Origin of the sequence: Pseudomonas turukhanskensis (genome assembly GCF_027922365.1) — a bacterium.
Classification (GTDB): Bacteria; Pseudomonadota; Gammaproteobacteria; order Pseudomonadales; family Pseudomonadaceae; genus Aquipseudomonas; species Aquipseudomonas turukhanskensis.
Map to the genome: position 1 here is coordinate 313,345 of NZ_BSFN01000002.1, position 12,739 is coordinate 326,083.

10 protein-coding genes and 2 tRNA genes are annotated in these 12,739 nt (G+C 61.7%); 2 read left to right on the forward strand and 10 right to left on the reverse strand.

Annotated elements, in window-relative coordinates; all coding sequences use genetic code 11:
- Positions 1-41 precede the first annotated feature (41 nt).
- The 3 genes from PKE98_RS05250 to rimO all read right to left on the reverse strand — a co-directional run bounded on the left by PKE98_RS05250 (position 42) and on the right by rimO (position 3,031).
- Positions 42-515: a VOC family protein gene (locus tag PKE98_RS05250; protein WP_271194216.1), complete on the reverse strand. Its 474-nt coding sequence runs from the start codon at positions 513-515 to the stop codon at positions 42-44.
- Positions 516-563: 48 nt separating this feature from the next.
- Positions 564-1,499, reverse strand: a complete 936-nt coding sequence (locus PKE98_RS05255; RefSeq protein WP_271194217.1) for an alpha/beta hydrolase — start codon at positions 1,497-1,499, stop codon at positions 564-566.
- Between the two features lie 203 nt (positions 1,500-1,702).
- Positions 1,703-3,031 carry a 30S ribosomal protein S12 methylthiotransferase RimO gene (gene rimO, locus PKE98_RS05260; protein ID WP_271194218.1) on the reverse strand — a complete coding sequence of 443 codons (1,329 nt, stop codon included), beginning with the start codon at positions 3,029-3,031 and terminating at the stop codon, positions 1,703-1,705.
- Positions 3,032-3,326: 295 nt separating this feature from the next.
- On the opposite strand from rimO, the gene PKE98_RS05265 reads away from it, so the two are divergent.
- Positions 3,327-5,213, forward strand: coding sequence for a potassium transporter Kup (locus tag PKE98_RS05265; protein ID WP_271194219.1), 1,887 nt, complete (start codon positions 3,327-3,329; stop codon positions 5,211-5,213).
- Between the two features lie 95 nt (positions 5,214-5,308).
- Here the strand turns inward: PKE98_RS05265 and PKE98_RS05270 are convergent, their stop codons facing one another.
- The 5 genes from PKE98_RS05270 to PKE98_RS05290 form a co-directional block, all read right to left on the reverse strand.
- A complete protein-coding gene (locus PKE98_RS05270) occupies positions 5,309-5,857 on the reverse strand; it encodes a cytochrome b (protein WP_271194220.1) in 549 nt (182 codons plus the stop codon).
- Positions 5,858-6,058: 201 nt separating this feature from the next.
- Positions 6,059-7,321 carry a virulence factor family protein gene (locus tag PKE98_RS05275; RefSeq protein ID WP_271194221.1) on the reverse strand — a complete coding sequence of 421 codons (1,263 nt, stop codon included), beginning with the start codon at positions 7,319-7,321 and terminating at the stop codon, positions 6,059-6,061.
- On the reverse strand, positions 7,321-9,957 hold the full coding sequence (gene mprF, locus PKE98_RS05280; protein WP_271194222.1) for a bifunctional lysylphosphatidylglycerol flippase/synthetase MprF: 2,637 nt from the start codon (positions 9,955-9,957) through the stop codon (positions 7,321-7,323). Before mprF ends, PKE98_RS05275 begins: the two co-directional genes overlap by 1 nt.
- Before the next feature lie 326 nt (positions 9,958-10,283).
- Positions 10,284-10,360: transfer RNA gene (locus PKE98_RS05285), tRNA-Met, on the reverse strand.
- Positions 10,361-10,489: 129 nt separating this feature from the next.
- Positions 10,490-10,566, reverse strand: a tRNA-Met gene (locus PKE98_RS05290).
- Positions 10,567-10,703: 137 nt separating this feature from the next.
- Between PKE98_RS05290 and dinB the strand changes: the two genes are divergently transcribed.
- A complete protein-coding gene (dinB, locus tag PKE98_RS05295) occupies positions 10,704-11,756 on the forward strand; it encodes a DNA polymerase IV (protein ID WP_271194223.1) in 1,053 nt (350 codons plus the stop codon).
- A 108-nt stretch (positions 11,757-11,864) separates the two neighbouring features.
- On the opposite strand, the gene PKE98_RS05300 is transcribed toward dinB, so the two are convergent.
- Positions 11,865-12,284, reverse strand: a complete 420-nt coding sequence (locus PKE98_RS05300; protein WP_271194224.1) for an META domain-containing protein — start codon at positions 12,282-12,284, stop codon at positions 11,865-11,867.
- The gene (locus tag PKE98_RS05305; RefSeq protein WP_271194225.1) at positions 12,284-12,721 is read right to left on the reverse strand and encodes a hypothetical protein; all 438 of its coding nucleotides are present in this window, start codon (positions 12,719-12,721) and stop codon (positions 12,284-12,286) included. Before PKE98_RS05305 ends, PKE98_RS05300 begins: the two co-directional genes overlap by 1 nt.
- Positions 12,722-12,739: the final 18 nt, after the last annotated feature.

The window sequence follows — 12,739 nt, forward strand, 5'->3', positions numbered from 1 at the left end:
AGACCCGTCTGATTGGCCAGCGGGCATATACGCGCTGAAGCCTAGCTGCTGGCGTAGGCTTTGCGCAGGGTCGCCACATCCAGCTTGATCATGCCCAGCAGCGCGGTGAACACCCGTTGCGCGGCGGCTTTGTCGGCGCTGTTGAGCATGTCGTAGAGCGCGGTGGGCACCACCTGCCAGCTCACTCCGTATTTGTCGGTCAGCCAGCCGCATTGCACCTCCTGGCCGCCCTCGCTCAGCGCGGCCCAGAGGCGGTCGACTTCGAACTGGTCGGCACAATGGGCGACAAATGAAACGGCCGGCGAGAACTGAAACTCCGGCCCGCCGTTCAAGGCCAGAAACTCTTCACCGTCGAGGCTGAAACGCACCGTCATCACCGAGCCGGCTGGCTTGGGCGCGCCTTCGAGAAAGTAGTTGGTTTCAATGATTCGCGAATTGCGAAACACCGACACATAGAACTGCGCCGCTTCTTCTGCCTGGGTATCGAACCACAGGCAAGGACCGATCTTTTGCATCACGGGGCTCCTGTTCACGCGTGCATGGAGCTTCCAGTCTAGCCGCCCCTATAGGCCCAGGCGCTTGCCGACGTCGATATCCAGGCCGGCCATAAAGCGTTCTACGGCATCGGTGTACGCACCGGGCGTGCCGAGCAACTGGTTGATCTCTTTATGGGTCATGTCTTGCTTGAGCACGCTGATGCTGACGGTCAGCGCGGCGCCATGGTCGGAAAACAGCTGTGCTTGTTCGCAAGCCACTTCGCGGCGGGTGGAGCACACGGCCAGCATCGGCGCGGCACCCGTGGCCAACACATAGTTGGGCGAGGTTTGTTGCCAGTAAGCCGGGTCGCTGCCAAAGGCCTGGTCGTAGAAGCGCATATGCCGGGCCTGCATGATTTTCTGCACATCCAGCGCGGCGCTATCCAAGGCCACTGTGCCGAGCCAGGGTTTGACGCCCTGGGCGGCGGCCAGTGTTGGCGAAGCAGCCAGCAGGGCGACCAGATGGGCCCCGGCCGAGTGGCCCATGACGATCACGTGATTGGCTGAACCGCCCCAACTGGAGGCCTTGGCTTGCACCACGGCCAGCGCCTTGGCCACCTCTTCAGCCTGTTGCAACGGTTTGGCTTGCGGCAGTAGCGGGTAGTTGGCGGACACGAAGATAAAGCCCTTGCTCACCCAGCGACTGACTTTGTTGGCCACCACTTGTTGGGCGCCTTTGTCGCCAGTGCGCCAGGCCCCGCCATGCACCATGAAAATGACCGGCGCATTGCTGGCCCGATTCGGCAAATACACGTCCATGCGTTCGCGCTCGGCAGGGCCGTAGGCGAGGTCTTTGATGACGGTGGCGCCGGCCGGTAGTTCGAGCGGGGCCGAGGCGGCGCTGTCTTGCTCGCGCTCGGCGCGGCGTTCCTTGATCTTGTCCAGCAGCGGGCCGGCGAGGGTGGCCTGGCAGAAGACGGCCAACAGTAAGGCGAGGGCAGGGCGGTGCAAACGCAGCGACATGGATGGCTCCTGAGGCGAGGGCGGTGTCGGGACGTTGGTTACGCGGATGATCGAGCAATTGTAGGAGCCAGCTTGCTGGCGAACCCTGGAAACGACGCTCTACCGGTCGAACGCTTCGCGAGCAAGCTCGCTCCTACGGGAGCGGTTATTTGTTAGCCGGCCGGCGTCAAATAAAAAAGCCCCGCATTCGCGGGGCTTTTTTATTACAGCGTTTCGGCCCAGAGATCGTACTCATCGGCATCGGTTACGCGGCACATTACCTTGTCACCTGGCTTCAGGTCTTTATCACTGTCGACATACACATTGCCGTCGATTTCCGGGGCGTCGAAGAAGCAGCGGCCAACCGCACCTTGCTCGTCCACTTCGTCGATCAGCACTTCAATTTCGCGGCCGATTTTCATCTGCAGGCGCGCGGCGCTGATTTCCTGCTGGTGCGCCATAAAGCGCTCCCAGCGGTCTTGCTTGACGTCGTCGGGCACCACTTCAGCGTCCAGCAGGTTGGCTGGCGCGCCTTCTACCGGCGAGTACTGGAAGCAGCCGACACGGTCGAGCTGCGCTTCGGTCAGCCAGTTGAGCAAGTATTGGAAGTCTTCTTCGGTTTCGCCGGGGAAGCCGACAATAAAGGTGGAGCGGATGATCAGGTCCGGACACAGCTCGCGCCAGCTTTTGATGCGGGCCAGGGTCTTGTCTTCGAAGGCCGGGCGCTTCATGGCCTTGAGGATTTTCGGGCTGGCGTGCTGGAAGGGAATATCCAGGTACGGCAGGATCTTGCCGGCGGCCATCAAGGGAATTACGTCGTCCACGTTCGGGTACGGGTACACGTAGTGCAGACGTACCCACACGCCGAGGGTGCTCAACGCCTGGCAGAGTTCCAGCATGCGGGTTTTCACCGGCTGGCCGTTCCAGAAGTCGGTTTTGTATTTGACGTCGACGCCGTACGCGCTGGTGTCCTGGGAGATCACCAGCAGCTCTTTGACTCCGGCTTTGACCAGGCGCTCGGCCTCGCTCAGCACATCGCCCACCGGGCGGCTGACCAGTTTGCCGCGCATGGACGGAATGATGCAGAAGCTGCAGCTGTGGTTGCAGCCTTCGGAAATCTTCAGGTAGGCATAGTGGCGCGGGGTGAGCTTGATGCCTTGTGGTGGCACCAGGTCGATCAGCGGGTTGTGGTCCTGGCGCGGCGGGATCACGTCGTGCACGGCGTTGACCACTTGCTCGTACTGCTGCGGGCCTGTAACGGCCAGTACGCTTGGGTGCACATTGCGGATGGCGCTTTCTTCCACGCCCATGCAGCCGGTAACGATCACTTTGCCGTTTTCGGCAATGGCTTCACCAATTACTTCCAATGATTCAGCTTTGGCCGTGTCGATAAAACCGCAGGTGTTGACCACCACGACGTCGGCGTCCTGATAGGTCGCCACGACTTCATAGCCTTCCATGCGCAGCTGGGTGAGGATGCGTTCGGAATCGACGAGTGCCTTGGGGCAACCCAGGGATACGAAGCCGACTTTCGGCGTGGCGACGGTGGACATGACTAACCTCAGGCGTTTGGACGGGCACCTTGGGGTGCCTCTGGTCAAAAAGTGCGCAATTCTAGCGGCAGGTCATCCGCTTGACCAGCCTCCATCCGGCAGGTGGCGCCTCAGCTATGCTCTGGGCGGGAGTTGTAGTGGCCGCGCCGCTTGAAATGTGCGGGGCAATCTTCGTTGATTAAGCGGTACGTTACGTAAACAGGTGCCTGGAGCCCCCGGTTTCAGGTATAAAGCCGCCCACTTTTAGCGCTTGCAGATAGCACATCTGCGAGTCTGGTCTTCAGGAGCTTAGTGCATGTCCAATGCGCATTCCGCGCCCGGCAAATCATCGACCATCAGCTTGATGATCGCTGCCGTTGGCGTGGTGTTCGGCGATATCGGTACCAGCCCGCTGTACACCCTCAAAGAAGTGTTCAATCCACATTACGGCGTGCGGGCCGATCATGACGGGGTGCTGGGCATTCTGTCGCTGATCTTCTGGTCGCTGTTTTGGGTGGTATCGCTCAAGTACGTGCTCTTTATGCTGCGGGCCGACAACCAGGGCGAAGGCGGGGTGATGGCGCTTACGGCGCTGGCTCGACGCGCCGCAAACGAATACCCCAAGCTGCGCAATGTGCTGGTGCTGCTGGGGCTGTTCGGTGCCGCACTGTTCTATGGTGACAGCATGATCACCCCGGCGATCTCGGTATTGTCGGCGGTAGAAGGTCTGGAACTGGCCTTCGATGGCATCGAACACTGGGTAGTGCCGCTGGCGTTGATCGTGCTGGTGGCGTTGTTCCTGATTCAGCGACACGGCACCGCACGCATCGGCATTCTGTTCGGCCCGGTAATGCTCACCTGGTTTACCGTGCTGAGCGTGCTGGGTATCTATGGCATTCTCCAGCACCCGGAAGTGCTGCACGCCCTAAACCCGTATTGGGCGGTTAACTTCTTTATTTCCCACCCTGGTATCGGCATCACCATTCTCGGGGCCGTGGTGCTGTCGCTGACGGGCGCCGAAGCGCTCTATGCCGACATGGGCCATTTCGGTCGCAAGCCCATTGCCCGTGCGTGGTTCTTCCTGGTGCTGCCGGGCCTGGCGCTGAATTACTTCGGGCAGGGCGCCTTGCTGTTGCAGGATCCGGAAGCGGCGCGTAACCCGTTCTACCTGCTGGCGCCGAGCTGGGCGCTGGTGCCGATGATTCTGCTGTCGACCTTCGCCACCATCATTGCCTCGCAGGCGGTGATTTCGGGGGCCTTCTCCCTGACCCGGCAGGCGATTCAGCTGGGTTATGTGCCGCGCATGTTTATCCAGCACACCTCCAGCCATGAGCAAGGCCAGATCTATATTGGCGCGGTGAACTGGACGCTGATGGTCGGCGTGGTGCTGCTGGTACTGGGCTTCGAGTCCTCCAGCGCCCTGGCGGCGGCCTACGGGGTGGCGGTAACCGGCACCATGCTCATCGACACCTTGCTGGCTTCGGCCGTGGTGCTGCTGCTCTGGCGGTGGTCGCCCTGGGTATCGGTGCCGATGCTGCTGGCATTCTTTCTGGTGGACAGCCTGTTCTTCGCTGCCAACCTGCCCAAGATCCTGCAAGGGGGGGCCTTCCCGGTGGTCATCGGCAGCGTGCTGTTTATTTTGATGACGACCTGGAAGCGTGGCCGCCAATTGCTAGTGGACCGCCTGGACGAAAGCGCCATTCCGCTGCCGCTGTTTATCAGCAGTATTCGCGTGCAACCGCCCCATCGCGTGCAAGGCACCGCGGTGTTTCTCACCGCCCGCGCGGACGCCGTGCCCCACGCGCTATTGCACAACCTGCTGCACAACCAAGTGCTACACGAGACGGTGGTGTTGCTGACGGTGATGAACGAAGACGAGCCACGGGTACCGAACGAGCGCCGCTTTGAAGTGGACGCCTTCGGCGAAGGCTTTTACCGCGTGGTGCTGCACTTCGGCTTTATGGACGAGACAGACGTGCCGGCGGCGCTGGGCCTGTGCCACCTGGAAGACCTGGACTTCAGCCCGATGCGCACCACCTACTTCCTGAGCCGCGAAACCATTATCTCCACCAAGTTGGTGGGCATGGCCCGCTGGCGAGAAATGCTGTTCGCCTTCTTGCTCAAGAACGCCAACGGCAACTTGCGCTTCTTCAACCTGCCGCTCAATCGGGTGATCGAGTTGGGGACGCAGGTCGAGATCTGAGTTGGTTTAAAAGCATCGAGGCTGAAGCCTCTCCTACAGGGCGACGAGGCCACTGGGGGAGTGGCCTCAGCCTCGATTGTTTTTGAACGGCACGACTAACCGCGGCGCGGCAACATCCGCAGCAACGTGTTATCGCGAATCACATAGTGATGCGCCAACCCCGCCACCGCGTGCAGGCCAATCAGCCAGTAGCCCAGCGAGCCGCCAAGTTCGTGCCATTCTTTGATTTGCTTGGCCAGGTCCGGGTTCTTGCCCACCAGGTGGGGCAACTCCAGGCCGAAGAACGGCACGGGCTTATCGGCGGCGCTCAGAATCAGCCAGCCGGCCAAGGGCAGGCCAATCATCAGTAAATACAGCGCCAGGTGCATCAGCTTGGCCGGCAGCATTTGCCAGGCAGGCGGTGCCGGCTCGATGCGCGGTGTCGGCGCGATGGCGCGTAGCAGCAGGCGCAGCCACACCAGCCCGAAAACGCTGAGGCCGAGCATGAAATGGAATTGCTTCATCAGGTCGCGTTCGACGCTGTCTTTGGGAAAGATGCCACGCAGTTCGATGCAGGCGTACACCGCTGCAAGCAGGATCACCATCAGCCAGTGCAAGGCAATGCTGGCGGTGCCGTAACGGGACTCACTGTTTTTCCAACTCATCAGGGTTTCCTTCTTCTGCCAGAGGCCCGCTCTGTGGCGGGTTAGAGGGGAGACCTTAACATCTGATGAGCGGCACAACGACTGACAGCCCACCGTCGTCCCAGCGAAGGCGGGGACCCAGAATGTTGGATCGGTCGAGGGCTGAGGAACAATCCGACAACTGGATCCCCGCCTTCGCTGGGATGACGGGGATGGGGCGGTCTACGGCTCCGGCCGCTTCTCGATGTCTTTAATCAGGCGCATTGCCAGTGCCGGGTAGTCTTCATCGAAGTGGTGGCCGCCGGGCAGTTCCAGCCGTTCACCTACGGTGGTGGCTTCGGTGCAGCCGCTTTCAGCGACTTCGTCCTTGCCGTATACGCACAGCACCTTGGCCGCCGGCAGCCGTGCCACTTCCGGCCCGGTCGCGGCTTCTTTGCCGGCAGTGCCCAGCCAGCCCTGCACTTCAATCTCAAAGCTGCCGCTGCGTGCCAGCGCGATCAGTTGAATGCCGCGTACCTGCTGTTGGGCAGCCGGCGGCAGGCGGTTGTAAATGGCGGGCAATACGTCGGCACCGAACGAGTAGCCGATTAGTACAAAGTTCTTCGCGCCCCATTTGTCCCGGTACAGCTTCATCAATTTGGCCAGGTCGACTGCGCTTTGCTCCGGGCCCTTGTGCTGCCAGTAGTAACGCAGGGCATCCACGCCTACGACCGGGTAATTACGTTTGGCCATTTCCTCGGCCACGTCGCGGTCCAGATCGCGCCAGCCGCCGTCGCCGGAATAGAACAGGCTGACGGTGTCGGAAGCTTTGTCCGGGTCTGCGGCAGGCACTTCCACCACCGGCATGGCATCGCTTTCGCCCTGCAGCAGGTTGCGCACTTCTTTATCCAGCACCTGGGGCAGGGGGGTGTCGTAGTCGCTGATGCTGGTGACGCCGTTGCTTTGCTGGCGGGCGAAGGCAGCGCTGGGGTCGTCGGGGTTGTCGTTCCAGGCAGCTACCCAGTGGCCGTGGGGCGCTTTGGCGGGCTGTGGGCAGTCGGGCTTTTCAATAGAAAAATCTACCGACAAGGCCTTGGCTTGGTCGTTGGTTTGCCCGCCTAGCCAGTTCCACGCCAGGGTGGCGCCAGGGCCAATACCGGCAACCAGTGTGGCCGGGCCGCTAAGTTGCGCAAGGCTGTCTTGCAGACGTTTTTGCTGCACCGCGCAGTCGTGGCCTTCAAGGCTGAACTGTACGACCTGGGCCTGACTGTCGCGGCTGATAGCCAGCAACTGGGCGTCGCTGAGCAGCATGTCCGGCGGTACACCGATGGCCACCTGGGCTTTGGCGGCGCTACGCGGAACTACCCGGGTGAGGGCGCTGCCATCACTCAGTTGCAGGTGCTCCACGGTCGGCAGGCCGCCGCCACTTTTGTACAACAGCGCGCCAACCGCCACGCCAGCTACGAGGAGTGCGACCAGCAGCGGTCGCCAGAAGCGTCGAATCATCAGCGTTTCACCAATCCTGTCAGGCCGCCTGCAATCAGGGCGGCGGTGTCGGCCAAGGCTACCAGCGGGTCGAGCCCGGCTGGTACTGCCATGTAGCGCGGCTCCCAGTCTGGCTGGAATTTGTCTTTGAAGCGGCGCAGGCCTTGGAAGTTGTACAGCTGTTCGCCGCGGCGAAATACCATGGCGCCCAGGCGTTGGGTGAGTGGTGCGCCACGGCGCGGTTGCAGGCCGGAAAGCGGCACCATGCCCAAGCTGAAGCGACTGTAGCCGGCTTGTTTGTAATGCAGGATCAAGCCCAGCATCAGAAACTCCATGGTCAGCTTCGGCGCCTCCGGGTGAGCACGCATCAAATCGAGGCTAGCCAATTCGGTGCTCTGGGTTTCGAGCAAGTTGGCAAAGGCCACGGCACGGCCCTCGAAGCGAATCACAGCAATGCGGAAGTGCCTGAGGTATTGCGGCGTAAAGCGGCCGAGGGAGAAGCCTTTCTCGCGCACGTTCTTGCCCTCGACCCACGCGGCCGAGATGGCTTGCAGTTCTTCCATCGGTGCAGCGCCGGCCTCGAAGATTTCCAGCGACAGACCGTCGCGGCCGCCGCGGTTCCAGGTGTAGCGCAGGTCTTTCATTTCCTTGCCTTTGGCTTCCAGATCGAACGCTTGCAGATCCACACGGGCTTCTTCACCGAGCTTGAGGGCGGTAAGGCCAATGTCCATATAGAACGGCAGGTTCTCCGCGCGCACCTGGTAGAACACCGGGCGGGCGTGGTGCAGGTCGCAGAGGTCGCGGAACTGCCAGATCAGCTCGGCGCGTTGCTGTGCCGGGCCGATGGGGTCGTACAGGGCGATCATGCTGCGACCACGACGGGCGTACATCAGGAACGCGTCGCCGCCTTGGTGAAACAGCAGGGCCTTGTCGCCGGTGAGTGCCAGGCCGCCATCGGGCTGGTCGGAGGCCCGCAGAATGCGGGCGGCGGTGTCCAGTTCGGTGTCGTCAGGCAGGCGAATTTCCGGCGGTTCGGTGCGCAGCAACCAAGTCAGCACCACGATAACCAGCAGCAGCGCACTGCCCAGCGCCGAGCGCAAGGCGCGTGGGGCCCCGGCATCCAGGGCGAATTGCCACCAGAGTTCGTGGTCGTAGGGCACGTCCTGGTAGGCGAAGAACATCAGCCAGATCGAGGCACCCAGCACGCACAGCGCGGCCACCAGGTAAACGGACGAAAACGGCAGTTCCAACAAGCGGCTGGGGCGGTAGAACGAACGGCGGAATACAGCGAGCAGGCTGGCTGTGAGGGTGAGCAGGCTGGCTTCTTCCCAGTCGAAGCCCTTCATCAGCGACAGCAGCGCGCCTACCAGCAGCAGCACCATGGTCAGCACCCAGGCGGCGGACAGGCGACGGCGTAAACCTTGAGCCAGCAACAGGCACAGCACGCCGATCAGGCTGGCACCCAGGTGCGAGGCGTCGATCAGGCGGTGGGGGATCAGAAAGCCCAGGTCTTCGATGCGCGAATCAATGGCCGGCGTAGCGCCGGAAAACAGCAGCACCATGCCGGAAATAAATACCAGCAGCGCCAGCACCGGCGCGGCCAGGCCGGACGCCACGCGCACCGCCTGGTGCTTGACGATCAGGCGGTAGGCTTCGTTGAGCAGCAACAGCAGGCAGGCGACGAGTAATGGCAGGACCACATAGATCAAGCGATAGAGCAGCAGCGCGGCGGCCAGCGGGGCGCTGCCCAGTTGGTCGGCGAAGGCGGCGAGCAACACGGCTTCAAATACCCCGACACCGCCCGGCACATGGCTAAGCACACCGGCGGCCAGGGCCAGCAGATACACCAGCAGGAAGGCGCCGAACGGAGGGGCTTCTGGCAGCAACAGATACAGGACGGTGGCGGCGGCTGCCACATCCAGCGCGGTGATCAGCAATTGCAGGCCTGCCAGGCGCAGACCCGGCACGCGCAGTGTGCGGCGGCCCACCTGAATCAGCAGGTTGTGGGCAAACGGTTGTTCCGGCAGGCGGCGGCGACTGATCGCCACCAGCAGCGCACCGCAAGCGAGCAGGATGGCCAAGGCAATGGCGGCCAGCACGCTGCTGGGCAAGCGCAAGGCGGTTGCCGCGGCGGGTAAATCACTCAGGGTGGCCAACGCGGCCAGTACCGGCAGTGCGCAGCCCAGAGACAGGCTGGCAAACAGGGTCATCCGTGCTACTTCGCCAGGGCCCAGGCCGTTGCGCGCATAGAGGCGGTAACGCACCGAGCCGCCGGACAGCATCGACAGGCCAACCGCATTGCCAATGGCAAAGGCGTTGAAGCCGCCGAAGGCCAACGCTTTCAGCGGCAGCTTCACATCGGCGAAACGGCTGGCCGACCATTCGTAGCCGAGCAGGATGATAAAGCCGACTACGGTCGCGGCCAGTGCGCCAAACAAGGCGCTGCGGGGCACGCTGAGCACGGACTCGCGCAGGGAGTCGGGGTCCAGGTCGTTAACCAGATGGCGGCACGCGATCAGCGCGATGGTAAACAGCAGCAACGTCACGGCCAGGCCGATGGGCTGGCGGTAGGTGCTCAGGCGCTCCATCCATTGCAGGCGCGACGGATGAACGTCGGAAGCCGGAGGGTGTTGGGCGTCTGGAGGGTTAGCGCGCATTCGGCACCTCGGGAGCAGTCTGGATTGCCGCAAGGCGAGTAAGAGCAAATGGGGTAGCGCAGGTAGGTCGCGAGGCGTACGGCGGTCCTGGGTAAAACATGCATGACTCCCTATGGCGAACGAGCCCGGCAATGATCAGCTGCGTTGAGGCGCGGAGCAACCGGTTTGCACGCCCAGTTGCTGCTTCATTAGTAGTGGTTCATGGCGTGCGAGCGGTCAAGCCGGGAGGCAGGGGCTCTTATATATAGAAGAGGATAGGTCGGGGAAGAGTTTCCAAACGCCAGAAACACAAAAGGCCACTTGTTTCCAAGTGGCCTTTAAATGTTTGGTTGCGGGAGCCGGATTTGAACCGACGACCTTCGGGTTATGAGCCCGACGAGCTACCAGACTGCTCCATCCCGCGCCGGCAATTCTACAGTCAGGCGCTTCTGTGTCAACCGTTAATTTCTTTTTTATCAAAGAGTTATGCGTGAACAAAAAACGCAGGCAACAAAAAAGGGCCACTTACTGAGTAAGTGGCCCTTTATATGTCTGGTTGCGGGAGCCGGATTTGAACCGACGACCTTCGGGTTATGAGCCCGACGAGCTACCAGACTGCTCCATCCCGCGCCGCACATTCTACAGTCGAAGCGTTGGCTGTCAACCTTTAATCCTGAAAAACTGTTGTTTGTTCAGATGCTTAGCGCAGGCGCGATGTTACACTGCGGCCTTCCAGGCCATGCCGGACGGGGCTTACCGGACTTTTCGTGCGCAAGATTATCCATGTGGATTGTGACTGTTTTTACGCAGCCATCGAGATGCGCGATGACCCGAGCCTGGCAAACAGACCCATCGCCGTGGGCGGTTCGGCCGATCGCCGGGGCGTAATCGCCACCTGTAACTACGAAGCACGGGCTTATGGCGTGCGCTCGGCCATGTCCTCGCGTCACGCCCTCAAGCTGTGCCCGGATTTGCTGATCCTGCGCCCGCGCATGGATGTCTATAAAGAAGTCTCCCGCGAGATTCAGGGGATCTTCCGCGAATACACCGACCTCATCGAACCGCTGTCGCTGGACGAAGCCTACCTTGACGTGTCCGATTGCCCGCATTTTTCCGGCAGTGCCACACGTATTGCTCAGGATATACGCCGCCGAGTCTCCACCCAGGTGCATATCACCGTGTCGGCCGGGGTGGCGCCCAACAAGTTTCTCGCCAAGATAGCCAGCGACTGGCGCAAACCCAATGGGTTGTTTGTGATTACCCCGGACGAGGTCGAGGGGTTTGTGTCGGTGCTGCCGGTGAGCAAGTTGCACGGTGTGGGCAAGGTGACTGCCGATAAGCTTTTGCGCCGGGGCATCGAAACCTGTGCGCAGTTGCGTGAGTGGAGCAAGGTGGAACTGGCTCGTGAGTTCGGCAGTTTTGGCGAGCGCCTGTGGAACCTGGCGCGTGGTATCGATGACCGGGCGGTACAAACCGACCACCGACGGCAGACCATCAGCGTGGAAACCACTTACGACAAAGACTTGCCTGACCTAGAGGCCTGCCTTGAGCGCCTGCCGGGTCTGCTGGAGGAATTGGGTCGCCGCATGCAGCGCCTGGACGCCAGCTACCGCCCGGACAAGCCGCTGGTAAAACTAAAATTCCACGACTTCACCCAGACCACCCTGGAGCAGGCCGGCGCGGGCCGTGATCTGGATAGCTACCGCAAGCTGCTTGGCAGCGCCTTCGAGCGTGGCGGCAAGCCGGTGCGATTGATTGGGGTGGGGGTACGGCTGATCGATCTGCGGCGGGTGCGCGAGCAGTTGGAGTTGTTCAACTGACCATAGGTCCCGCAGGAGCGGCTTCAGCCGCGATTTGTTGGGTCTGACTTCGCGGCGGAAGATCAAGCGCATCGCGGCTAAAGCCGCTCCTACAGGGGCTGGCGGCTTTTATTTGTATTCCGCCGGCCACAACCGTATCGGCTTGCCTTCAGCCGGCCACAGCTGCAGTTGGTCGATGTCGGAGATATCCCAGCGCTGTACCTCGCTCAGGGCATTGAGGAACCGCTCCTCCTGCTCCATTAGCGCCGGCGGACACATTTTGCGTGTACTGCCGGCCTGGCTGAAGCTGATCTGCTGGCCTTTGAGGCTGTAAGTAGCAAACCAGTGGTTGCAGCCGGCGCTGCCGAATGCGCGGCCGTCGGCACCGAGTGTAATGGTCAGGTGGCTGTTATCCACCAGCGGCCGTTCGCCAATCCATTCCACCTGGTAGGCGCTGTCCTGATCTAGTTGGGGGGTGTTGCTGGCGCAGCCCGCCAGCGTGGCAAACAGGGCCGCGGCAAGCGCGCTAAGGGCGAGGTTTGCTTTCATCAGATGTCCTTGGTTTGGCATGCCGGGCAGAGATGACGACCATTGCGGTTCTGCCAGTGCAGCTCGGTAATACGGGTTTCGGCGGCGGGCGCGTGGGCTTTTTTGCCCAGGGCGGCGTCCACGGCGAATTCAAAGTCCAGCTGCTTGTCGCAGCCGTCGCATTTCACTTGCCAGTTGAGGATAGACAACTCGGTAAACACCGGCCCCTGTGCCACGGCAACCCATTGGCCGGTGGGGTTGATCAGGTGGCGCACCTTGTCGACGTTAAGGCGCATGCTCAGGTCGCGGCTGCCTTTGAGGGTGACCAGCAGCACGTCGCCACTTTTCACCGAGCCGCCATTGCCGGTGACCTGATAGCGGCCGGGCACCAAGGCGCGGCATTCGATCAGGGTGTGTTCGGGGTTGAGCAGGTTGTAGCGAAAGTCGTGTTCGGCCATGGCGCAGGTTCAATTCGG